Origin of the sequence: Thalassolituus alkanivorans (genome assembly GCF_020447205.1) — a bacterium.
Lineage (GTDB): Bacteria > Pseudomonadota > Gammaproteobacteria > Pseudomonadales > Oceanobacteraceae > Venatoribacter > Venatoribacter alkanivorans.
Genome location: NZ_JAJAEL010000038.1, coordinates 19715 through 43551, shown reverse-complemented (window position 1 = coordinate 43551; position 23837 = coordinate 19715). Strand labels below are relative to the sequence as shown.

The 23837-nt window shown below is 52.2% G+C and carries 15 protein-coding genes; 1 reads left to right on the top strand and 14 read right to left on the bottom strand.

What is annotated here, in order from left to right; translation table 11 throughout:
* Window positions 1-2 precede the first annotated feature (2 nt).
* From LGT44_RS14655 to LGT44_RS14590, 14 genes are all read right to left on the bottom strand, one after another.
* A complete protein-coding gene (locus LGT44_RS14655) occupies window positions 3-326 on the bottom strand; it encodes a Na+/H+ antiporter subunit C (RefSeq protein ID WP_145470755.1) in 324 nt (107 codons plus the stop codon).
* The gene (locus LGT44_RS14650; RefSeq protein WP_145470753.1) at window positions 326-3121 is read right to left on the bottom strand and encodes a monovalent cation/H+ antiporter subunit A; all 2796 of its coding nucleotides are present in this window, start codon (window positions 3119-3121) and stop codon (window positions 326-328) included. The genes LGT44_RS14655 and LGT44_RS14650 overlap by 1 nt, the downstream gene beginning before the upstream one ends.
* Before the next feature lie 231 nt (window positions 3122-3352).
* Window positions 3353-4420, bottom strand: coding sequence for a uroporphyrinogen decarboxylase (gene hemE, locus LGT44_RS14645; RefSeq protein ID WP_230331192.1), 1068 nt, complete (start codon window positions 4418-4420; stop codon window positions 3353-3355).
* Between the two features lie 157 nt (window positions 4421-4577).
* Complete coding sequence (locus LGT44_RS14640) at window positions 4578-6770, bottom strand: hypothetical protein (RefSeq protein ID WP_230331193.1); 2193 nt, start codon at window positions 6768-6770, stop codon at window positions 4578-4580.
* Window positions 6771-6932: 162 nt separating this feature from the next.
* Window positions 6933-8351 carry an FAD-dependent oxidoreductase gene (locus LGT44_RS14635; protein WP_230331194.1) on the bottom strand — a complete coding sequence of 473 codons (1419 nt, stop codon included), beginning with the start codon at window positions 8349-8351 and terminating at the stop codon, window positions 6933-6935.
* Between the two features lie 30 nt (window positions 8352-8381).
* Window positions 8382-12833, bottom strand: coding sequence for a glutamate synthase large subunit (gltB, locus tag LGT44_RS14630; protein ID WP_225692404.1), 4452 nt, complete (start codon window positions 12831-12833; stop codon window positions 8382-8384).
* Between the two features lie 204 nt (window positions 12834-13037).
* On the bottom strand, window positions 13038-14570 hold the full coding sequence (locus LGT44_RS14625) for an SPOR domain-containing protein (protein WP_230331195.1): 1533 nt from the start codon (window positions 14568-14570) through the stop codon (window positions 13038-13040).
* Window positions 14571-14592: 22 nt separating this feature from the next.
* Entirely contained in the window at window positions 14593-15684 is a 1092-nt protein-coding gene (gene aroB, locus LGT44_RS14620) for a 3-dehydroquinate synthase (RefSeq protein WP_230331196.1), read from the bottom strand.
* 5 nt (window positions 15685-15689) lie between these two features.
* Complete coding sequence (gene aroK, locus LGT44_RS14615) at window positions 15690-16205, bottom strand: shikimate kinase AroK (RefSeq protein WP_145470740.1); 516 nt, start codon at window positions 16203-16205, stop codon at window positions 15690-15692.
* A gap of 3 nt (window positions 16206-16208) precedes the next feature.
* The gene (gene pilQ, locus LGT44_RS14610; protein ID WP_230331197.1) at window positions 16209-18302 is read right to left on the bottom strand and encodes a type IV pilus secretin PilQ family protein; all 2094 of its coding nucleotides are present in this window, start codon (window positions 18300-18302) and stop codon (window positions 16209-16211) included.
* Window positions 18303-18306: 4 nt separating this feature from the next.
* Window positions 18307-18846 (bottom strand): pilus assembly protein PilP, encoded by a 540-nt coding sequence (locus tag LGT44_RS14605; RefSeq protein ID WP_230331198.1) that lies wholly within the window; start codon window positions 18844-18846, stop codon window positions 18307-18309.
* A 1-nt stretch (window position 18847) separates the two neighbouring features.
* Window positions 18848-19492, bottom strand: a complete 645-nt coding sequence (locus LGT44_RS14600) for a type IV pilus inner membrane component PilO (RefSeq protein ID WP_145470734.1) — start codon at window positions 19490-19492, stop codon at window positions 18848-18850.
* 4 nt (window positions 19493-19496) lie between these two features.
* Window positions 19497-20045: a PilN domain-containing protein gene (locus tag LGT44_RS14595; protein ID WP_145470732.1), complete on the bottom strand. Its 549-nt coding sequence runs from the start codon at window positions 20043-20045 to the stop codon at window positions 19497-19499.
* Window positions 20045-21142, bottom strand: coding sequence for a pilus assembly protein PilM (locus tag LGT44_RS14590; RefSeq protein ID WP_408033933.1), 1098 nt, complete (start codon window positions 21140-21142; stop codon window positions 20045-20047). The genes LGT44_RS14595 and LGT44_RS14590 overlap by 1 nt, the downstream gene beginning before the upstream one ends.
* Before the next feature lie 205 nt (window positions 21143-21347).
* Here LGT44_RS14590 and LGT44_RS14585 point away from each other — a divergent pair, with 205 nt between their 5' ends.
* Window positions 21348-23816: a penicillin-binding protein 1A gene (locus LGT44_RS14585; RefSeq protein WP_230331199.1), complete on the top strand. Its 2469-nt coding sequence runs from the start codon at window positions 21348-21350 to the stop codon at window positions 23814-23816.
* Window positions 23817-23837: the final 21 nt, after the last annotated feature.

Genomic DNA, 23837 nt, shown 5'->3' with positions numbered 1-23837 from the left:
ATTCAGTCGTTATCTCCATCAACCTGATCATTACCCAGATCAGCACGGGCACGCAGTGCCAGAATCAAGGCAAAAGCCGTCATGGCAAAACCAATAACAATCGCGGTTAATACCAGCGCCTGTGGTAAGGGGTCGGCGTACACCTCCGACTCACCAAGAATGGCGGCCCCGTTAATGACCAGACGTCCACTGGCAAATAAAAACAGATTGACCGCGTAAGACAGCAGTGTCAGCCCCAGCACCACCGCGAAGGTGTAACCACGCAGCACCAGAAACACACCACCCGCAGTCATTATCCCTACACAGATTGCATAAATTGTTTCCATTATTTTCCTCCCGGCAGCGGCCGCTCACTGGTGGTTAGCTGACCAAGATTTGCCAGAATCAGAAGTGTTGCACCGATCACCGTAAAATAAACCCCTAAATCAAATACCATGGCACTGGCCAGTTCGAATTTACCAATCCAGGGCAGCGAGAAATAATCAAACCAGGTGGTTAAGAAGGGTTGGTCAAACAGCCAGCTACCCAAACCAGAGAACGTTGCCAACAGTAAACCTGCAGCAATCAGCCAGTGATACGGGAAATTCAGTCTGATTTTCATCCATGCCACACCATGAGCGATGTACTGCTGGATTAAAGCAATGGCGGTAATCAGGCCCGCGATAAAACCACCGCCCGGCATGTTATGGCCACGCAGGAAAATATAGGCCGACACCAGCAAAGCGAGTGGCAACAGGCTCTGTGAAATCAGCGCCAGCATCATCGGGTTTTTATCTTTAGCCCATGGCCGGCCTTCAGAATCTGCAGCAGGAACGTATAAGCGCATTCCGGCCAGCAGTTTATAAATACCCAGACCGGCAATCGCCAGAACGGTAATTTCACCCAGCGTATCGAAACCACGGAAGTCCACGAGAATCACGTTCACCACATTGGTGCCGCCACCGCCGGTTTTACTGTTGGCAATAAAGAACTCGGAAATACTGTGCAATGGCCGGGTCAGCATGGCGTAACACAGAGTACCAATCACTGCACCCACCAGCGAGGCAATGCTCAGATCACGCACAATCCGCCGTGGTGAGCTGTCACGCAGTGGCGTTTTCTGTGGCAGAAAATACAGCGCCAGCAAAAACAGGATAATGGTCGCCACCTCTACCGACAGCTGAGTCAGTGCAAGATCGGGAGCAGAAAAGTAAGCGAAGGCGATAGCCACAATCAAGCCGACAATAGAAATCATAATCAGCGCCAGTAAGCGCAGATGACTGAAGATTACCGTTGCCAGTGTGCCGATAATCAGCAATCCGGCAGCCACCAGTACTATGCCATTAACCGGTAACTGTGGCCGGCTGCCCTGAGCATTTTCCAGCTGCAGCAGTGGCCAGGCGGTAACAAACAGCGAGAATATAATCAGCAGGAAAACATAACGCTGCAGTGAGGCATTATCGAGCCAGCGGTGAATAACTGCGGCTTTCTCGGTGGTCCACTGAATGCCTTTTTCAAATTCGATTTTTGCATCGAAGTCGGCAAATTGTCCCTGAAAGGCAAACAGATGGCGGCGGTTATAATACAGCGTAGCGCCACCAGCCACCGCCAGCAGGCTCATCAGTAAAGGGCCGTTAAAACCATGCCATACCGCCAGACTGAAATCCGGCAGTGGCTTATGCAGAACAGCACTGGCAGCCGCATTTAATAAATCACCAACGGCAAAATCAGGGACGATACCGACCAGCAGACAGAGCACAACGAGAATTTCTACCGGTACACGCATATAGCGTGGTGGCTCATGAGGTGTGCGCGGCAGATTAATCGGTTCACCATTAAAAAATACGTCGTGAATAAAACGCAGCGAGTAAGCCACCGCCAGTGCTCCACCAATGGTGGCCAGCAGCGGAATCAACCAGGATAACGACCCAAGCGTGGCCTGATGCAGAGTTTCGGCAAACAGCATTTCTTTCGATAAGAAGCCATTCAGCAAGGGAACGCCCGCCATGGATGCTGCAGCCACCATCGCTAACGTTGCGGTATACGGCATATATTTCCACAGACCATTCAGCTGACGCATATCACGCGAACCGGACTCGTGGTCAATAATCCCCGCCGCCATAAATAATGACGCCTTGAATACTGCGTGGTTAATAATATGGAATACCGCGGCAATGGCCGCCAGCTCGGTATCCAGACCAAATAACAGCGTAATCAGACCCAGATGACTGATGGTGGAATACGCCAGCAGTCCTTTTAAATCGTGTTTGAACAAAGCGGTATAAGCGCCCAGCAGCAAGGTAGCCAGACCCACCATACTGACAATCACAAACCACAGATCAGTATCCGCCAGCACCGGATAAAAACGCGCCAGCAGGAATACACCGGCTTTCACCATAGTGGCCGAGTGCAGATAGGCGGAAACAGGCGTCGGTGCCGCCATGGCATGCGGCAGCCAGAAATGGAACGGAAACTGTGCTGACTTAGTAAACGCTCCCAGCAGGAACAGCACAATAATGACCGGATACACCGCACTCTCACGCAGTACATCACCACTCGCCAACACGGTGCGTAAGTCGTAACTGCCCACCGTCTGACCAATAAGAATCAACGCACCCAACAAAGCCAGACCACCGGCACCGGTGATGGTCAGCGCCATACGGGCACCCTTACGGGCATCAGTCTTATGTGACCAGAAACTGATCAGCAGGAAGGAGCTGATACTGGTCAGCTCCCAGAAGAACCACAGCTGCAGCAGGTTATTCGACAGCACCACGCCGAGCATGGCGGTCATAAACAGAATCAGATACGAATAAAAGCGCCCCATATGATCGTTATCAGACAGGTAATAACGCGCATACAGAATAACCAGCAGGCCAATCCCCAGAATCAGCAGGCTAAACAGCAGAGCCAGACCATCGAGGTGAAAGGCCAGATTCAGACCTATCTGCGGAATCCAGCTGGCCTGCCAGGTTAAAGCCTCACCGGCAAAAACCGCCGGAATAGCCTGCACCACCAGAATCAATGATATCGCCGGCAGTAATGCGGTCAGCGCGGCCGTCGCCGTACGACCAAAGCGATAGCTGAGTAATGGCACCAAAGTTCCCAGCAATGGCAGCAACGGAATCCAGAGCAGATTCATAAAAATGAAAGCCTCATACCTGAAGGTGACGGTCATCCACCATGACCTGAACCGCCAAAAGATAGCATGATCAGCGCCCGCGCTACACAAAAGGCGACATTGCGATGCAAAGAATTGTCAGCCGTGCCTAACCTGATAACCAGAATAAATACAAAGAAATCATGCAGTTATAAAAAAGCCGGAGTTCCTTACGAAACTCCGGCCCGGATAGCTAAGGGATAATCGTCGCGCTCAGCCCTGGTGGTACTCAGGACTTAACTCAACCACAGCCTCAACAAAGGCCTTGGCATGTTCCGGATCAACAAACTGATGAATGCCATGACCCAGGTTAAACACATGGCCAGAGCCATTGCCGTAGCTGTCGAGGATGCGTTTAACCTCGGCACGGATGGTTTTCGGTGAAGCGTACAGCACAGACGGATCCATATTACCCTGCAGCGCCACCCGGTTACCCACGCGACCACGGGCATTACCCAGATCCGTTGTCCAGTCGAGACCCAGCGCATCGGCACCGGTATCAGCCATGCCTTCCAGCCACTGACCACCGCCTTTGGTGAACAGAATAACCGGAATTTTCTGGCCATCGTGTTCGCGGATCAGACCAGCCACAATCTGCTGCATATACTTCAGCGAGAATTCACGGTAAGCCACATCGCTCAGGCTGCCGCCCCAGGTATCAAAAATCTGTACCGCCTGGGCACCGGCTTTGATCTGCGCATTCAGATAATCGATCACAGATTTTGCCAGTACATCCAGCAGCTGATGCATCACTTCCGGCGTGTCATACATCATCGCCTTCACGTGGCGGAAATCTTTCGACGAGCCACCTTCAACCATATAGGTCGCCAGCGTCCACGGACTGCCGGAGAAGCCGATCAGCGGTACGCGACCATTCAGTTCGCGGCGAATGGTGGAAACCGCTTTCAGCACGTAATCCAGATCGGCGGCGGTATTCACCACGTTCAGACTCTGCACATCGGCTTCGGTGCGGATGATTTTATTGAAACGCGGGCCTTCGCCGGTCTCAAAGTACAGACCCAGCCCCATCGCATCAGGAATGGTCAGGATGTCAGAGAACAGAATCGCAGCATCCAGCGGGAAGCGGTCCAGCGGCTGAATGGTGACTTCACAGGCCAGCTCGGGGTTCTTGCACAGCGACATAAAGTCACCGGCCTGAGCACGGCTGGCGCGGTATTCCGGCAGGTAACGCCCGGCCTGACGCATCATCCACACCGGAGTGCGGTCAACCGGTTGACGGAGCAAAGCCTTCAGAAAACGATCATTTTTCAGTTCAGACATGGAATACCTAAATCAGCACCAGAGAATTTGCGCGCTATCATACCAAAAAATCGCCTAGGCGATTTTTGACTTTGCGCAGCAAAGGGCAGAACAGCACCTGCAAGCCAGAGGTAGACACAAAAAACCCGGCCGGGGCCGGGTTTTTTGTTATGAAAAATCAGTCTTCGATTTCATAGTCAACCGAGTTACTGATCCCATCATTTGACTCAATTGTTGTAATGCTTACGTTACCAGTACTTGGCGTACCATCCGTTGCATATGTCACTGTGTAAGCACCCGCTGTCAGATCAGCGCCGCTAATCTGCAGCTTGGTACCACCACCAGCAAACTGGCCATTCCCTAAACGGAAGAGAATTACAGTATTAGCTGCGGGGGCATTACCACAGGCATCTTTAAATGTATAAGTAACCGTTTGATTACCACCCGACACATCCAACAGATACTGGTCAGGAGTCACGGTTATTCTTGGATCATCTGTTAGCCGAACTGATGACCAGCTAGTCTGAGCATCTCGTGTCGTTTTAACAACTAACTTAGCGATCCCGCTATCAAAAGTGTCATCCGCACCAATAATAACGGTGAAAGGAAAACCGGTAGTACTGAAAACATTCCTAACCTTGGTAGGAGCGAATTCAATGACATCAAATCCGTCCGCAGTAAATGAGATACCTGTATCGATTGGTGGAACATTCCCATTGACGTCAGTCAGATTAAAGGAAAAAGAAACCGGTGATTCATTGCGAACATTAATGCAACTGTTACCACTTAAATCAGAAGTTACACTACCAGTAATAGCTGTGAGATTAATGACAGGTACATAGTTAACTCCTGCCGCAGCAACAATGGTTACACTATCACGCACATGGACTAAGTTTGCGCAATGCCCCTGAGCTTTGGTTGCCTCGGTGCACATAACGCCTTGATATGTACTTGGTGCCGAATCAAAAGATCCGTTACCATTAAATTCAACCAGCTTCTCGTATGGATTATCGGCATCACTTAAATCGAATCCCCCATTCTCATTGGCATCTAAAAAAGCCTCTGACAGTGTAAGGTAGCTCTCATCATCAGTAGCTCCTACAGCATCAAGAAGACCATTTCCATTATTATCGGCAAAACCCGCCTCTCCGAGCGTATAGGCAAGAATTGTATTAACACCTGCGCGACCTCCCGTCCAAGATGCATCATAACCTGGAAAACCAACCCGGTCTGTCTTGTAATTGCCATCACTCAGAGTACCACCTGAAACTGGCGAGGTACTTACCCATTCAACTGAGCACTTGCCATTGCTAGTCGGACACTGCGATGGCACCACCATGCCAGACTCCGATATAAAGTTAACTACAGTGCCGTCTGCAACCGGATTTCCATATGCGTCACCAGCATAGGCGGTAATCTGTACCGTCGAGCCAGTTACATCAAACGCAAGTGGGTTCAGCACTTGAGCAACAACATTGAAGCTATTCTGATCTGCAATCCCGGATGTAATCGATATTGGTAACGAACTGGTACTTATTTTCGTGACGCCATCATTGGCCAGAGTTGTAGCAACAAGAGATGTTACTGCATGGGTACTGCCAGATTGAACAATAGCAACCACTTCCCCATTCTCATTGGTAATGCCATTGGCTAAATTCAAGCTAAGGCCACCAACTTCATTTGTCAGTGCAAATTCAACAGTACGTCCCTCAATTGGGTTGTTAGTTTGATCTAAAACCTTAAAGGTCACTTCTGTGAACTTGGGTAAAACGGCATTGGCAATTGTACTAATCGAAATCGCTGTGTTACTAAGTCCAACAAAAGTAATTGCGCCCACCTCCGGCGGAATTACCGTGAGACTTCCTGACGCTGCATGTAAGACGTTACCTTTATCAATACTGCCATCTTCCGCAGCATAGAGCTTAAACGAGACCAGATCAGCCCCCGCACAGCCTTTTGCTTTGTATGTGACACTTACCGAACCATTCGATGTAACGTCATCCGCTTTACTGAATTCTGCCTTGCCGGTATCCGCACAATCAGAGGTAAACTCAACGCCATATTGTTTTGATGCAATTTTTGCATTGTTATTGTCAATATCGACGATGTTTGCACTGATGTTTGTTGTGCCACCAGCACTTAGCGTAGTAACTGCGATATCAAGCGCAGCAATAGTAAACGAAGAACCACTCCCCGTGCCCAAACGCGGCTTATCTATATCAGAACCAGTAGTTACATTATCCCCGGTACCAACCGTTGTGGTATCGCCATCAGAATTATTTGAACCTCCAACCACCGAACCACTATCACCACCACAGGCGGTCAGAAGAAGGGTCAGCAGAAGACTGATTAATGCAGTGGGCTTGAACATGCGCGCGCGCTCCATTTGTAATTGTCCCAACAGTATTCTTATTGCCGGTTAGGATAGCATTGCTGCGGTTAAAGAGGCCATAAACAAAAACGCGGCTACCCACCGGGTAAGCCGCGTTTTATGCCGTTTGTCACATTCTGCCTAAAACAGGCAGAAAATGGCTTATACGTCGAGGTAGTCGAGAATACCTTCAGCGGCGTTACGGCCTTCCCAGATGGCAGTAACCACCAGATCAGAACCACGTACCATATCGCCACCGGCAAACACTTTCGGATTGGTGGTCTGGAACTTGAATTCCTGCTCTTCCGGTGCAACCACACCATCCCAGCTGTTCAGTTCGATACCGAAATCCTTAAACCATGGCGCCGGGCTTGGACGGAAACCGAAAGCCACCAGTACCGCGTCTGCTGGCAGGATCTCTTCAGAACCTTCCACCACTTCCGGACGGCGACGGCCGTTTTCATCAGGCTCACCCATCTGCGTGGTCACGACTTTTACGCCTTCCACTTTGCCATCGCCAACAATGGCGACCGGCTGACGGTTGAACAGGAAGTTCACGCCTTCTTCACGGGCGTTAACCACTTCGCGCTTGGAACCCGGCATGTTGTCTTCATCACGACGGTAAGCACAGGTTACTTTGGCTGCCCCCTGACGGATGGAGGTACGGTTACAGTCCATCGCTGTATCACCACCACCGAGAACCACAACTTTTTTGCCTTTAACGCTGACAAAATCCGCAGCGCCTTTCTCAAAGCCGAGGTTACGGTTGACGTTGGAGATGAGGAAATCCAGTGCGTCATGAACGCCCGGCAGATCTTCACCCGGGAAACCGCCCTTCATGTAGTTGTAGGTACCCATACCCAGGAACACCGCATCGAATTCATCGATGATGCTCTGGAAATCAACGTCTTTGCCCACTTCAGTGTTCAGACGGAATTCCACACCCATGCCTTCGAAGACTTTGCGACGGTTAACCATCACGCTCTTTTCCAGCTTGAATTCAGGGATACCGAAGGTCAGCAGACCACCGATTTCCGGGTACTTGTCGAATACCACCGGGGTAACACCGTTACGCACCAGCACATCGGCTGCACCCAGACCTGCAGGGCCGGCACCGATGATGGCAACGCGCTTACCGGTTGGCACCACCTTAGACATATCCGGCTTCCAGCCCATGGCGAAGGCCGTATCGGTGATGTATTTCTCAACATTACCAATGGTTACTGCGCCAAAGCCGTCGTTCAGGGTACAGGCCCCTTCACACAGACGGTCCTGCGGACATACACGGCCACAGACTTCCGGCAGGGTATTGGTCTGATGGCTCAGCTCTACCGCTTCCAGAATGTTGCCTTCGCTGGCCAGTTTCAGCCAGTTAGGAATGTAGTTGTGTACCGGGCACTTCCACTCGCAGTATGGGTTGCCACACGCCAGGCAGCGGTGTGCCTGGTCATTAACCTGTTCCTGTTTGAAAGGCTCATAAATCTCCACGAACTGCGCTTTGCGCAGATCGATGGATTTTTTTGCCGGGTCCTGACGACCCACTTCGACAAACTGGAAATTATTGTTCAGACGTTGCGCCATCTCGAACCTCTCTCTCTCGTCCTGTACCGATTACTCAGGACGAGCACGGGTGTTATTCAGCAATTGTTGTAAGTCGGCCGCTTTTGGTTTCACCAGCCAGAATTTGCCGATGAAGCCATCGAAGTCATCCAGAATGGTCTGACCCCAGGCGCTGCCGGTCTCGCCGACGAATTCACGCAGCACGCCGCGCAGATGGCTGCGGTGTGCTTCGGTCAGTTCGTTGGAGATACGATGGATATCCACCAGCTCGTGGTTGTACTTGTCGACAAAGCTGTTATCGAGGTCGAGTACATACGCAAAACCACCGGTCATACCTGCACCGAAGTTATAGCCGGTTGCGCCCAGCACACAGACCATACCGCCGGTCATATATTCGCAGCAGTGATCGCCTGCGCCTTCAACAACCGCATGCGCACCGGAGTTACGTACACCGAAACGCTCACCGGCACGGCCGGCCGCCAGCAATTTACCGCCAGTCGCACCATACAGACAGGTGTTACCAACGATAGAGGTGTCATTCGAATTAAAGGCCGAACCTTTTGGTGGGAAGATCACCAGCTTACCGCCGGTCATACCTTTACCCACGTAATCGTTGGCATCACCTTCCAGCACCATTTCCAGACCACCAGCGTTCCACACGCCGAATGACTGACCGGCAACACCGGTCAGATTCATGCGTACTGGCTTGTCAGCCATGCCCTGATTGCCATAACGCTTGGCAATCTCACCGGACAGACGCGCACCGATAGAGCGGTCGCAGTTGGTGATGCGGAAACTGAATTCACCACCGGCTTTATTTTCAATAGCTGGCAGAACATCCTGCACCATGCGCTCAGCCAACAGGCCTTCATCGTACGGAGTGTTGCGCTCGACCTTAACGGTATGCGGCTTATCAGCAGGAATATGGTCGTTAGCCAGTAACGGCATCAGATCCAGATTACGCTGCTTACTGGTCAGGCCTTCCAGCATGTCCAGCAGATCAGTACGGCCAACCAGCTCTTCCATGCTGCGCACACCCAGCTGAGCCATCCAGCCGCGTACTTCTTCAGCGAGGAAGCGGAAGTAGTTTTTCACCATCTCGGCGGTACCGATGTAGTGCTCTTCACGCAGACCATCGTTCTGGGTGGCAACACCGGTCGCACAGTTGTTCAGGTGACAGATACGCAGGTACTTACAACCCACAGCCACCATTGGCAGCGTACCGAAACCGAAAGATTCAGCACCCAGAATCGCCGCTTTCACCACGTCCAGACCAGACTTCAGACCACCATCGGTCTGTACGCGGACCTTACCGCGCAGGTCGTTGGCACGCAGCGCCTGGTGAGCTTCGGACAGACCCAGCTCCCATGGCGAACCGGCATATTTAATCGAGGTGATCGGCGAAGCCGCAGTACCACCGTCATAACCCGAGATGGTGATCAGGTCGGCGTACGCCTTGGCAACACCGGCCGCGATCGTGCCCACACCCGGCTCAGATACCAGCTTCACCGATACCAGAGCATTCGGATTCACCTGCTTCAGGTCAAAGATCAGCTGTGCCAGATCTTCAATCGAGTAGATGTCGTGGTGCGGTGGAGGCGAAATCAGGGTTACACCAGGCACGGAGTAACGCAGGGTCGCGATCAGGTCATTAACCTTACCACCCGGCAGCTGACCACCTTCACCCGGCTTGGCACCCTGAGCGACTTTAATCTGCAGCACATCAGCGCTGGCCAGATAGGCCGGGGTTACACCAAAACGACCGGAAGCAATCTGCTTGATCTTGGAGTTTTTGTTGGTGCCGTAACGGGCCGGATCTTCACCACCCTCACCAGAGTTGGAACGGCCACCCAGTTCGTTCATGGCTTCAGCCAGTGCTTCGTGCGCTTCAGGCGACAACGCACCCAGAGACATCGCGGCGGTATCAAAGCGCGGGAACAGCTTCTCAGCCGGTTCCACTTCGCTGATATCGATTGGCGTGATGTCTTTGCGCAGGCTCAGCAGGTCACGGATAGTCGCTACCGGACGCTTATTCACCAGATCGGCGAAACGGTCATAGGCTGCCTGACTGTTGGTCTGTACGGCTTCCTGAATATTTTTCACAACATCCGGGTTATAGGCGTGGTACTCACCGCCGTGCACGTATTTGATCAGGCCACCCTGGTCGATTTTCTTACGGGTCTTCCAGGCGTTCTTACGCACCAGCTCGAGATCTTCTTCGAAATCGGCAAAGGTTGCGCCCTGAATACGGCTGGTAACACCACAGAAGCACAAATCCACAACTTCTCTGCTCAGACCCACAGCTTCAAACAGCTGCGAACCACGGTAAGAGGCCACGGTCGAGATACCCATTTTGGACATCACTTTCAGCAGGCCCTTACGGATGGCTTTGCGGAAGTTCTGCTGAGACTTCAGCGGATCGCCCAGTAATTCGTTGGTGCGGTGCAGATCGGTCAGTACGTCATAAGCCAGCCACGGATAAACCGCGGTCGCGCCGAAGCCCAACAGCACAGCAAACTGATGCGCGTCACGGGCAGAACCGGTTTCAACGATGATATTACCGTTGGTACGCAGGCCCTGTTTAACCAGACGGTGATGCACCGCACCGGTTGCCATAACCGCAGGAATAACCCATTGGCTGTCGTTCACATCGCGGTCCGACAGGATGATCATAACGGTACCGTTACGCATCGCCTGTTCAGCCTGATCAGCCAGGTTGATCACCGCCTGCTGCAGACCAACTGCCGGGTCAAATGCCAGCGACAGGGTAGTATGAGAAAACGCTTCCAGACCTGTGGTTTTCAGGCCATGGAATTTCAGCGGTGACAGTACCGGTGAGGTCAGGATGATGCGGTTGGCATGATCAGCACCGGTTTCGAACACGTTTTTCTCGGCGCCGATGCAGGTTTCCAGCGACATCACGATAGCTTCACGCAGCGGATCGATCGGCGGGTTGGTAACCTGCGCAAACTGCTGGCGGAAATAATCGGCCATATGGCGTACGCGCTGAGACAGCACAGCCATCGGCGTATCATCACCCATAGAGCCAGTCGCTTCCTGACCCTCTTCGCCCATAGGGCGCAGCACCTGATCACGCTCTTCGTTGGTAACCAGTTGCAGCTTCTGATGAGTATTGAGCTGATCGCCGGACAGCGCTTCAGCATCATCAACTTTTTGCAGCAACAGCTGGCTTTCCATACGGATGGCATTTTCTTTCAGCCATTTTTTGTACGGGAACTCAGACTTCAGCGCATTGTCGATGTCTGCGGCGTTAAGCAACTTACCTTCTTTGGTATCAATCGCGAGGATTTCACCCGGACCGACACGGCCTTTGGCCACGACGTCTTCCGGCTTGTAGCCGTAAACACCGACTTCAGATGCAACGGTGATGAAGTTGTCTTTGGTGATAACCCAGCGCGATGGGCGCAGACCGTTACGGTCAAGGCCACACACGGCGTAACGGCCATCGGTAATAACCAGACCCGCCGGGCCGTCCCACGGCTCCATATGCATGGAATTGTATTCATAGAAAGAACGCAGATCGGCATCCATAGTTTCGACGTTCTGCCAGGCAGGCGGAATCATCATACGGATGGCACGGAACAGGTTCATACCACCGGTAACCAGCAATTCCAGCATGTTGTCCATGGAGGAAGAGTCAGAACCTGTGGTGTTAACAATAGGAGCAAGATCACTCAGGTTAGGCAGCAGATCGCTCTGGTACTTACCGGTACGGGCATTGGCCCAGCTGCGGTTCCCCTGAATGGTGTTGATCTCACCGTTGTGCGCCAGCATGCGGAATGGCTGAGCCAGCTGCCAGCGCGGCATGGTGTTGGTAGAGAAACGCTGATGGAATACGCAGATAGCGGTTTCCATACGCTCGTCACCGAGATCCAGAAAGAAGTTCGGCAGATCGACCGGCATGGTCAGACCTTTATAGGACAGCACGCGGTCTGACAGACTGGCGATGTAGAAATCCGGATATTCGCTCAGTGCTTTCTCGGCGTAGCGACGCGCGTAGAACAGCTTCACGGCGAACGTGGTTTCGTCCAGCTCAGAGTCGGCAGCAATAAATACCTGCTCAAAACGCGGCAGGCAGTCGATAGCCATCGGTCCCAGGCAGTCATTATTGGTTGGCACGGTGCGCCAGCCCAAGACAGACAGACCCTGACTGCTGAGAGCTTGCTCAACGGCGGTTTTCTGCTTGCTGAAAATGGCATCATCAAGATCCATAAACAGCATACCAACAGCGTACTGAGCCGGTAATTCAATACCTGCTTGTGCAGATACAGCACGCAGGAAAGAATCCGGCTTCTGGATCAACAGACCGCATCCGTCACCGGTTTTGCCATCCGCAGCAATACCGCCACGGTGTGTCATACAGGTTAAGGATTCGATTGCTGTCGTTAACAGCTTGTGACTCGGCTGCCCTTCCAGATGGGCTAACAAACCGAATCCACAGTTGTCCTTAAAGTCGCCTGGAGTATACAGACCAGTTCTCATAGAACAGCTCTCATCAGTAAAAACAATTGAAAAATCAAGGGCTTACAACAGCCTAATGCTCAAAATTTAAGCAGCATCGAGACAAAAGGACGCTCATTCTACACATCTGAGGGCCCTGTCACAAATATGAGCGTTTTTGCGTATTGTTGTAAGGCAGCGACGGAAGGCTGCCTGAGGAGTCAAATAGCAGTCAGAAAAGCCTTCTCAGCGCAGTACATCCTGCACCGCAGAAACCTCACGAATCCAGGGAGACTGCGTACGTAGTTCCCGCGGCAGCGCATTTACCGCAGCTTTGGCTTCAGCGCGATTGCCATAAACACCCGCCACCACGACAAACCACGGACGGTTATTATGCTCGGTACGGTACTGGTATAGCGAACCTGCAACCTGCGATTGCCACTGCTGGCGGAAACCTTTGGCATTCTCCGCCTGATAACTACCAAACAGCTGCACAACAAAACCACTGTTCGCTGCCAGCAAGGCACGCTCATCGGGGCTGCGCTGCGGTTTGACAACGGCAGGCGCGGTCACTTCAGCTACAGCAGGAGTGCTGACCGGCTGTCTGGTCACCGGCGTGGCGATAGCGGTTGTTTCTGCAACCGGCACCTGAGTCGGCGCAGAGGCCACAGTTTCGGGCTGTGTTTCAGCACTTCCGGCAGAGGTTTCTGCTGCGGAATAATTGTAATCAGGCTCTCCGGTTGTACTGTCGGTTTTCACCACAGGTGGAGTGATTTCTGTTGTTTCAATACGCTCAGCCTCAACAGGCTCATTGCCGTTGTCCGGAGTACTGATAAAAGGTGATTGCTCACTGTCAGTGAGTGTATCCGTAACCGCCAGTGAGTTATCCGGCAAGGTGGCGGGAACAAGCGCCGCCGGCTCATCAGCATCGCGGTACAGAAAGGAAACAATCAGTGCCGCAGCCACACCGGCAATCGCCAGCATATGCAATAAAGGAAAACGGTTGGCCTGAGCCGTTGCTTTGGCTGCCGGTACCGCTTCAGCCATTCCGGGTGACAGCAGATAATCTTCAGCCTGATGCAACAGCGACTGCGGCCAGCCACCCGATTGCTGCCAGATAAACAGCAGTTCATCCTGACTCAGCGCCAATGGCTGACCCGGGCTGAACACCTGCTGAATCAGCGCGGCGGAATCGTCGAGTGACAGAGGCTCAAGATGCAGAACATGCACAGGCGCCTGCGCCGGGCTTTCGCGGAATGCCAGCTCAAAACCCGGCTGACCAAATAACGCAAAAGATATTGCTTGAGGGGCCAGCAGCGCAAAGTGAGCTATTTCATTAAGAGTATCAGCATCAAGCTGGTCGGCCTGATCAATAATCACCAGCAGGCTGATACCATCGTTGTAGCGCAGCAGAGCAATATCTTTGATGGCTTCGCGGGCATGAACAATATCATCGGCCAGCTGCGGCATATCCCAGTAGCGGGCAATCTGATTGAGGATGGCCGGCATACCCAGCATCAGATCTGCGGTAATAAACAGGCTTTCTTCCGGTTCTTCACGCTGAGCAGCCAGAGCCTGGGACAGAACGGTCTTACCACTGCCTTCAGGCCCGGTTACGGCAACCAGAAGCTCGCTGTAAGACGCCAGATGCGCAAGCAACTCGAGATGCTTGCGCTGACCAGACAGTAACTGCGGCAAAGGCAAGTGGTATCCGTTTTCCGGATCTGCAGTGCTGCTGTTGCGATGCGCGTCCAGATCCAGATTAAAATCGGTTTCCATAGTGCCTCCTTCAGGGTCTGAGTTAAGCCGTACCGAGTTTATCCCCTGCCAGCAGGGTTTGCGTCAACAGGTCTTTTGGTACATCCGAGGTCATATAAGCCTCGCCAATACGCTGCAGCAGTACCAGGCGGATACGACCGTCCAGCACTTTTTTATCCACCTGCATACGTGACAGATAGTCTTCCACTGACATATTGGCCGGCCCAACCACAGGCAACTGCGCCGCCTGCAGCAATGAGCGCAGCTCACGCAATTCATCAGCACTGATATGCCCCATCCGCCAGCCAAGGTCAGCTGCCATCAGCATGCCGGCACCAACAGCCTCACCATGCAGCCACTGACCATAACCCTGATGGGCTTCGATCGCATGACCAAAGGTATGGCCCAGATTCAGAATCGCGCGGATACCGGATTCCGTTTCATCCTGCGCCACCACTTCGGCCTTATCCTGGCAGGATCGTTCAATCGCATACGCCAGAGCCTGCGGTTCACGCGCCATCAGAGCCTGAATATTGTCTTTAATCCACTGATAAAAAGCGGAGTCACAGATAAGACCGTATTTGATCACCTCCGCCAGACCGGCTGACAGCTCACGCTCAGGCAGAGTATTCAGGGTGGTGGTATCGGCGATCACACACTGCGGCTGATGAAAGGCGCCGATCATGTTTTTACCCAGCGGATGATTCACACCGGTCTTGCCGCCGACAGAAGAATCAACCTGCGACAGCAGCGTAGTGGGCACCTGAATAAAGTTCACCCCACGCTGATACGAAGCGGCAGCATAACCGCACATATCACCAACAACGCCGCCACCAAGGGCCAGCAGGGTTGTCGTACGGTTATGCTGCTTCTGCAGCAGGGCATCATAGATAAGGTTCAGTGTACTGAGATCTTTGTAGGCCTCGCCATCCGGCAGGATGACTTCATCCACCTGATAATCCGCCAACGCCGCTTTTACCTGCTGCAGGTATAAAGGAGCGACGGTTTCATTGGTGACGATAAGAACCTGGCGGCCTTTAATATAAGGGGTGTATAACGCAGAATCGCCGAGCAGCTCGGCTCCGATAAAAATCGGGTAGCTGCGGTCGCCCAGATCGACGGTGAGGGTATTCATGTGTGTCAGCCTTTTATAAGCCTTTTAAGTTCCTGCACCACCCAGCGCGGGTTGCGCTGGTCGGTTTCAATAATGATGTCTGCAATTTCCCGATACAACGGGTCGCGGGCACTGAACAGGTCGCGCAGAATACGCTCCGGGTTTTCAGCCTGCAGCAACGGACGGTTTTTATCTTTGGCCGTACGCGCAAGCTGTTGCTCGACCGAGGTGCAAAGATAAACGACCGTACCGCGTGCGCTCAGATGGCGACGGTTCGCTTCACGCATAACCACACCACCGCCTGTCGCGAGGACAATTGAGCCCATCTGAGTCAGCTCATCAATGGCCTGCTCTTCACGCTCACGAAATCCACTTTCCCCTTCCATATCAAAGATCCAGGGAATATTGGCACCACAGCGCTCTTCAATGACCTTATCAGAGTCAAAGAATTCCAGCTTGAGTTCAGCGGAAAGCAAACGGCCAATGGTGCTTTTTCCAGCACCCATTGGCCCTATAAGAAAGACTGATTGTGATCGCTTCATGGATTAACGGTTGCTGAGCGAATCCTTAACCAGACGCGGGGTGATAAACACCAGCAACTCACTCTTATCATCAGAGTGGCTGGTGTAACGGAACAGTGCACCAATCAACGGCAGATCACCGAAGAATGGGGTTTTACTGATTGCCGTCACTTCTTCCGAGCGGAAAATACCACCCAGCACCACGGTTTCACCATTATCGACCAGCACCTGAGTTTCCACCGCATTGGTATTGATGCTTGGTCCTGCAGGGGTCAACTCACCAACGGAGTCCTGATTGATCACCAGATCCATAATGATACGGTCGTCCGGTGTAATCTGCGGAGTTACTTCCAGACGCAGAACCGCAGACTTGAACGACACGTTAGTTGCACCGCTGGAACTTGCCTGCTGGTATGGAATCTCAGTACCGGACTCGATAGAAGCGGTCTGGCCATCGGCAGTAATAACCCGTGGCTGTGATACGATTTCCGCACGGCCATCAGTTTCAATCGCTGCCAGCTCCAGATCCAACAAGTAATCTGCCGTCTGATAACCTACAGCGAAGGTTGTCGCCGCAGCGTTAGTCACACCAAAGTCAACAATATTGGCAGCAGTGAGGTTAATGGCTTCTGGCTCGTCGCCATTGACACGATCAAGTAAGATTTGATTTCCTTCGGTCAGAGTCTGCTGACTGCCACCAACCGTAGTCCAGTTACTGCCGTTATTTTTAAAGCCCGCACCACCCCACTTAACACCCATTTCTTCACCGACACTGGTCGTCGCTACAACAATACGGGCTTCGATCAGAACCTGACGTACAGGCACATCCAGCATATTCAGGGCTTCGCGGACTTTTTCCAGATTACCAGCAGTGTCTTTCATCAACAGAGTATTGGTGCGCTCATCAACGACCGCAGAGCCACGCTCAGACAACAAGCCCTGCTCAGAAGTCAGCAGCTTCGCCAGATCGCTGGCTTTAGCGTATTTTAACTGCATGTACTCAGTAACCAGAGGAGCCAGTTCTTCAACCTGCTTCACCGCTTCCAGTTCGATTTTTTCACGCGCAGCAATTTCCTCGGATGGCGCGATCAACAGTACAGACCCCATCTGGCGCTTACCCAACCCTTTGGTTTTCAGCACCAGATCCAGCGCCTGATCCCACGGCACATTTTGCAGACGTAATGTAATACTGCCCTGAACAGTGTCTGATGCCACCAGATTTAAACCGGTAAAGTCGGCAATCAGCTGCAACACGGCACGAACTTCAATATTCTGGAAATTAAGCGACAGCTTTTCGCCGGTAAACGGGAATTGCTTCTTACGCTCTTCTCTCTGCTCTTCCGGCACTACAGATACGTTAATAGAGAGCAGTTTATCTGTCTGATAAGCCAGATATTCAAAATCATCGCCCACAGGCTCAATTACGATACGGGTAGAGCTATCTTCGCGTTTGGTATCAACATAACGAACCGGCGTGGCAAAATCAGTGACATCCAGACGACGGCTCAAAGCTTCCGGCAGGCGTACGCCTTTAAGATCGGCAATAATTTTATTGCCCTCGCGGCGGATATTGGCAGATGCGCGAGGGTCATTCAGCATAATCTGAACCTGACCTTCTCCCAGCTCACCACGACGAAAATCAACATTAACTACTTTCAGATCATTATTGAGCATGCCTGTTGGGGAACTGGATTTAACATCAGCAGCAAATACTTTGTCACCTTCCGTCTGCCCAATCCGTAACAGCAGAGCGTTCCCTTCAACCTTAGTGGTGTAACCCACCAGGCGGGTCAGATTAATAACCAGACGGGAACGATCTTTGGTCGACACCAGGGTGGCGCTGCGTGCATTACCGGAACCAATCTGATGGCGCTTTGTTTTCAGCGTACTGACCACACCTGGCAAATCCAGCGCAATACGGGCTGGCTGCTCAATGGTATAGCCACTGACTTGTGGCGGTGTTCCATCAAATTCCATCCGGATCTCGGTCACATCACCGGGTAAAGATGAAAAACGAAGATCGTTAAGTGTCGCTGCAGAAGCAAGCGAGGCCATAAAAGCCAGCATCAGGACTGGTAGCGCCTTTATCATTGCGTGAAAACCTTTCACCGTATTCATAAAATTACTCTCCACCCAGTCCTTCCAGAGCCAAAGTTCTCGGCCGCTCAATCCAGCCACCAATACCATTAGGTACAATTTCAATAAGATTTATTCTGTATTCGGAGATCGACAGAATACGGCCATGATTCTGGCCCATATAATTGCCTTCTTTTACCCGGACAACGCTGCTGTCACCGTCTTTGATTAAAGCCCAGAGCACGCCGTCATCACGCGCCAGAGTTCCCACCATAGAAAGAGAGCCCAGTGCGTATTGCTCAAGATGCTCCCGGGGACGCTCAATATCAGGGCGAATATCACTTGCTGGCTGCATATTAACTTCAGCATCAACAACGACAGGCAATTCAAAAGGGGAGCGCAAGCCGGCGGCACTATAGCTGAAAAACTCATAGGGCTTAAACACAGGTATAGGCTCAATACGCCCACGGGGCTTATTCAAAGTATCTTCGACGAAGCGCTTCAGATCCGCACTGTCTGAAGTTCCAGAACAGGCCGTCAAAAAAACAGAAGAGATGACAAGGAGAGGCAGCATCAGTTTACTCATATTACTTACCTCCCTCATCGCTGCTGTATTGATACGTTTTGGCCAGAATTTTCATTTTCAGAGCGCCATCTTTACCTGACTTTTCGATAGAAAAGTCATGCAAGGTCACAATACGCGGAAGGGAAGCAACCGATGATACGAACGCCCCCATCTCGTGATAACCACCAACCACTTCAATATCAATTGGCAGCTCGTTATAGAATTCTGTTTTGGTCATTTTCTGCGGATCGATAGCATTCAGTTTAAGACCAGCACTCAACGCCGCTGAGCTGATATCGTCAATAAGACCAGGAACTTCAGTATCCCGCGGCAGCTGTTTAAGCAGCGAGCCGAAGCTTTCTTCCATTTCGACCATCTGCGACTTGTACGCGGCCAGGTTGGCCACGCTAAAAGCCTTATTTTCATAATCTTTTTTCAGAGTCGCTTCTTTTTTGACTTCCCGACTAAGACGATCAAGATTCTCTTCCACTATGCCGAAGTAGCCACCGACCAGCACTGCAATAAAAATCAATACACAGAAAACAACCTTTCCGGGAAAAGGCCAGGAGCCCATATTTTCCCAGTCGATATTATTCAGATCATCAAGTTGAAACTCATTAAGCTTCTCGGTGAGGGCCTTCAGGTCTATTTTTTTCAGGTCAGCCATGCTGTCACTCCTCTGCCGCTTTTGGCTGAACACGCTTCATCGTAACCTCAAATTCATTCACGCCCTCTGATTTGGCCTGAACGCGAATAAGAGCAGGATCGGCAAACCAGTCAGACTGATCAAAGTTACGCATCAAAGCAGCTACCCGGTTATTAGACTTAGCGACCCCTTTAACTGTTACATCAGTCCCCTTGATACTAAGGGATGAAAAATAAAGGTCTTCCGGAACAGAACGAGCCACTTCATCGAACACACGCACGATAATCGGACGATTACCCTGCAATGCCTGAATCAATTCCATCCGCTCAATCAGCTGTTTACGTTTATCTTTTAACTCACGGATCTCGGATATCTTCGCTTCAAGAACCTTGGTTTCATTGGTAATGTAGGCATTTCTTCGGTTCTGAGTCTGAATGCCGCTTTCATAATAATCATTAACAAGATAAATAATCGCAGCCGCAGCAAAAGCAACCAGAGCAATCACGCCGTAAAATTCATTCTGTTTTTCTTTCCGCAGCGCCTGACGCCACGGCAGCAGGTTAATATTGGCCATTAATCAAAGCTCCTCATCGCCAGCCCGCACGCAATCATCAACGAAGGCGCGTCGCCATTCAGCAGATTCGCGTTAACCTTCTGCGACAGCGTCATATTCACAAAGGGATTGGCAATCACAGTTGCGATACCCATAGCGTCCTGAACCTGGTCCGACAGATAGGGGATAGAAGAAGTACCACCGGCAAGAATGATGTAATCAACATCATTAAACTGGCTGGACGAGTAAAAAAACTGCAGCGAACGGCTGACCTGCTGAACTACCGCACGGCGGAAAGGCTCCAGAACCTCACTTTCGTAGTCATCCGGTAAGCCACCTTCCAGCTTAGCCCGTGTCGCTTCTTCTTCGCTGAGGCCATAGCGGCGCATGATATCTTCACTCAGCTGCTTACCACCGAATAACTGTTCACGGGTATAAATGGATTTGCCTTCATGCAACACGCTGAGCGTAGTCATAGTGGCACCGATATCCAGAATAGCGACGGTTTCAATCTCGTCACCATCCAGCTGACCTGCTAATAAAGAGAAGGCGCGTTCGGTACAGAAAGCTTCAACATCCACAACCGCAGCTTCGAGGTTAGCGTATTCAACCGCGTCTTTACGGCGCTCAACAGTTTCAGAACGGCAGGCCGCCAGCAGAACATCCACCATGTCATTGCCAGAGTCGGACGGGCCCTGGATTTCCCAATCCAGCGCAACTTCTTCCAGAGGATAGGGAATATACTGATCCGCTTCAGCGCGGATCTGGAAATCCATTTCATCATCTTTCAGCTTGCCGTTCATCTGCACTGTTTTAGTGATTACCGCAGAACCGGCAACAGCAATAGCTGCACGCTTGGCACCGGCACGGGAACGACTCAAAGCACGACGTATTGCTTCGCCAACCGCTTCGTCATTGCTGATGCTTTGTTCAACCACAGCGTTGGCAGGCAGGGGTTCAGCGGCATAAGCTTCAACCTGATAGCGATCGTTATTGCGACTCAACTCAAGGACTTTTACCGAGGTGGAACTGATATCCACCCCGAGAATTGCCTTGTTCTTCTTATTAAACAAGTTAGCCAGCACGACAAAATCCCCATCAAATTCGCGAACTTGCACGCACAAGCTCACTCAGATCCTATATAGTCGAAGTCATTATAAGCACATTCCTATTAAAAGAACAAAAAACCCTTATAATGCCGCAACCCGCATATTCACTGGCTTCCCGAGGCGATGACAATCTTTTTTTATGACTAAGTCACACCCGCTCCTGCAATTGTTTTTTTGGCTCGTAATGTCCATTTTTGCCGGCGCCGGCATACTGATGATGGCAATCTACCTTTATCTCGCTCCGACCCTGCCGGATACCGAAGAACTGAAGGACATCGAACTGCAGACGCCACTGCGGGTGTACTCCGCTGACGACAAGCTGATCAGTGAGTTTGGCGAGAAGCGCCGTACACCTCTGACCTTTGCTGAAACACCGCCACAATTCATCAATGCCCTGCTCGCCTCTGAAGATGACGGCTTCTTTGAACACTTCGGGATCGACCTGAAAGGCCTTGCCCGCGCGGTGTTCGAGTTGATCCGCACCGGCAAGAAAAAATCCGGTGGCAGCACCATCACTATGCAGGTGGCCAAGAACTATTACCTGTCATCGGAGAAGACCTTTGCGCGTAAATTCACCGAGATTCTGCTGGCTCTGAAAATTGAACAAAGTTTGAGCAAACAGGAAATCCTCGAGCTCTACATCAATAAAATCTATCTGGGCAAGCGCGCCTACGGTATCGAAGCGGCGGCGCAGGTTTACTACGGCAAATCCATCAAGGAGCTGAATCTGGCGCAATTGGCCATGATCGCTGGCCTGCCCCAGGCACCCTCAGCGGCCAACCCGGTTAACAACCCGCGCCGCGCCCTCGATCGTCGCAACTATGTACTGGCACGTATGCGCACCCTTGAAATGATCAGTGCCGAAGAGTTTGACCAGGCTGCGCGAGCTCCGGTTACCGCCCGCTATCATGGCGCAACCTCCGAAGTTCTTGCCCCCTACGTTGCCGAGATGGTGCGCCGCGAAATGGTCGAGCGCTATGGTGATGATGCCTACACTGCAGGCTACAAAGTCTACACAACCGTTGATGCCAGCCGCCAGCTGGCAGCCAACCGGGCACTGCAGACCGGATTGCTGAAATATGACCGCGATCACGGTTACCGCCAGCCCAAACCGATGGCCCCGGTCATGACCCTTGAAGTGGCTGACAATCCCGAACTGGAACCCTGGCTCAGCAAGGCCGACAAGGCTCATGATACCGACTGGCCACAAACCCTCGACCAGTGGAATGACATTCTGCGCGATCAGGATGATATGGGGCTGATTTCTCCGGCAATTGTCCGCAGCGTCGAGCACGATGGCGCCTGGATCTACCAGAACAACAGCGAACGCTGGCTGCCATTCAGCGGCATGCTCTGGGCCAAACCCTACGTTGACGTCAACATCATTGGTGCCGAGCCCAAGCAACCATCCGATGTACTCAGTATTGGTCAGCGCATCTGGGTAGAAGAAAGCCGCGACGGCCTGCTGCTCGCCCAGGTTCCCGAGGTTGAAGGCTCCATCGTTTCTTTGCGTCCAAAAGATGGCGCCATACAGGCTCTGGTTGGAGGCTTCTCTTTTGGCAGCAACAAATTCAACCGCGCAATCCAGGCCGAGCGCCAGCCAGGCTCTGCATTCAAGCCGTTCATATACAGTTCTGCGCTGGCTAACGGTTTCACACCCGCCAGCATTATTAATGATGCGCCGGTGGTATTCGAAGACGCCAGCCTGGAAAACACCTGGCGCCCGCAGAATAACAGCGGCAAGTTTTACGGCCCGACCCGTCTGCGCGAAGCGCTCTATAAGTCGCAGAATCTGGTGTCTATCCGTATTCTGAAGCAGGTCGGACCAGGCAAAGCCGTCAATTATATTGAGCCCTTCGGCTTCCCGCGCAGCAAGCTGAATGCCGACCTGTCGCTGGCTCTGGGGGCATCAGCCGTTACTCCTATGGAGCTCGCCACCGGTTACTGCGTGCTGGCTAACGGCGGCTATGCCGTCGATCCTTATCTGATCAGCCGTATCGAAGACAGCAGCGGTAACATCCTGTTTAGTGCCAAACCCCGTACCGTGTGTCACGAGTGTGAGAAACAGCAGGCGACCGAGGCTGGTCAGGCACAATTTGCCGCCAGCGAATTGCTGGAGCAGCAACTGCAACAACAGCTGAACCCGGAAACAGAATCGCAGCCGGAAGAGCAGGAAGAAGCGTTGCCCACCGCACCACGCGTCATGGACTCACGCACCCACTTCCTGATGATCAGCATGCTGAAAGACGTGGTGCGCCTGGGAACCGGCAAACGCGCGCTGGCACTGAACCGTGATGATCTGGCCGGTAAAACCGGTACCACCAATGATCAGAAGGATGCCTGGTTCTCCGGTTTCAGCCCCGATCTGGTAACCACCGTATGGATTGGCTTTGACCAGCCGAAAACCCTTGGCCGCTGGGCATTTGGCTCCAACACCGCCCTGCCGGTCTGGGTCGATTATATGGGCAGCGCCCTGAACGGTGTGCCCGAGCATCCATTCGAGCAACCGGAAGGAATCGTCAGCGTACGCATTGATCCGGAAACCGGCTTACTGGCAGCGCCGGGGCAAAACAATGCCATTTTTGAATACTTCAGAGAAGAAGATGTGCCCAGCCAGCCGGTTAAAATCACACCAACCAACGGCAGTGGTGAAACTGAGCTGGTGCCGGAGCAGCTGTTCTAACGAACACTGCTGAAGACGAAA

What these genes read in the sequence shown, in the direction of transcription:
- LGT44_RS14655 (WP_145470755.1), bottom strand. Translation starts at nt 326, where the DNA reads ATGGAAACAATTTATGCAATCTGTGTAGGGATAATGACTGCGGGTGGT.
- LGT44_RS14650 (WP_145470753.1), bottom strand. Translation starts at nt 3,121, where the DNA reads ATGAATCTGCTCTGGATTCCGTTGCTGCCATTGCTGGGAACTTTGGTG.
- hemE (WP_230331192.1), bottom strand. Translation starts at nt 4,420, where the DNA reads ATGTCTGAACTGAAAAATGATCGTTTTCTGAAGGCTTTGCTCCGTCAA.
- LGT44_RS14640 (WP_230331193.1), bottom strand. Translation starts at nt 6,770, where the DNA reads ATGTTCAAGCCCACTGCATTAATCAGTCTTCTGCTGACCCTTCTTCTG.
- LGT44_RS14635 (WP_230331194.1), bottom strand. Translation starts at nt 8,351, where the DNA reads ATGGCGCAACGTCTGAACAATAATTTCCAGTTTGTCGAAGTGGGTCGT.
- gltB (WP_225692404.1), bottom strand. Translation starts at nt 12,833, where the DNA reads ATGAGAACTGGTCTGTATACTCCAGGCGACTTTAAGGACAACTGTGGA.
- LGT44_RS14625 (WP_230331195.1), bottom strand. Translation starts at nt 14,570, where the DNA reads ATGGAAACCGATTTTAATCTGGATCTGGACGCGCATCGCAACAGCAGC.
- aroB (WP_230331196.1), bottom strand. Translation starts at nt 15,684, where the DNA reads ATGAATACCCTCACCGTCGATCTGGGCGACCGCAGCTACCCGATTTTT.
- aroK (WP_145470740.1), bottom strand. Translation starts at nt 16,205, where the DNA reads ATGAAGCGATCACAATCAGTCTTTCTTATAGGGCCAATGGGTGCTGGA.
- pilQ (WP_230331197.1), bottom strand. Translation starts at nt 18,302, where the DNA reads ATGAATACGGTGAAAGGTTTTCACGCAATGATAAAGGCGCTACCAGTC.
- LGT44_RS14605 (WP_230331198.1), bottom strand. Translation starts at nt 18,846, where the DNA reads ATGAGTAAACTGATGCTGCCTCTCCTTGTCATCTCTTCTGTTTTTTTG.
- LGT44_RS14600 (WP_145470734.1), bottom strand. Translation starts at nt 19,492, where the DNA reads ATGGCTGACCTGAAAAAAATAGACCTGAAGGCCCTCACCGAGAAGCTT.
- LGT44_RS14595 (WP_145470732.1), bottom strand. Translation starts at nt 20,045, where the DNA reads ATGGCCAATATTAACCTGCTGCCGTGGCGTCAGGCGCTGCGGAAAGAA.
- LGT44_RS14585 (WP_230331199.1), top strand. Translation starts at nt 21,348, where the DNA reads ATGATGGCAATCTACCTTTATCTCGCTCCGACCCTGCCGGATACCGAA.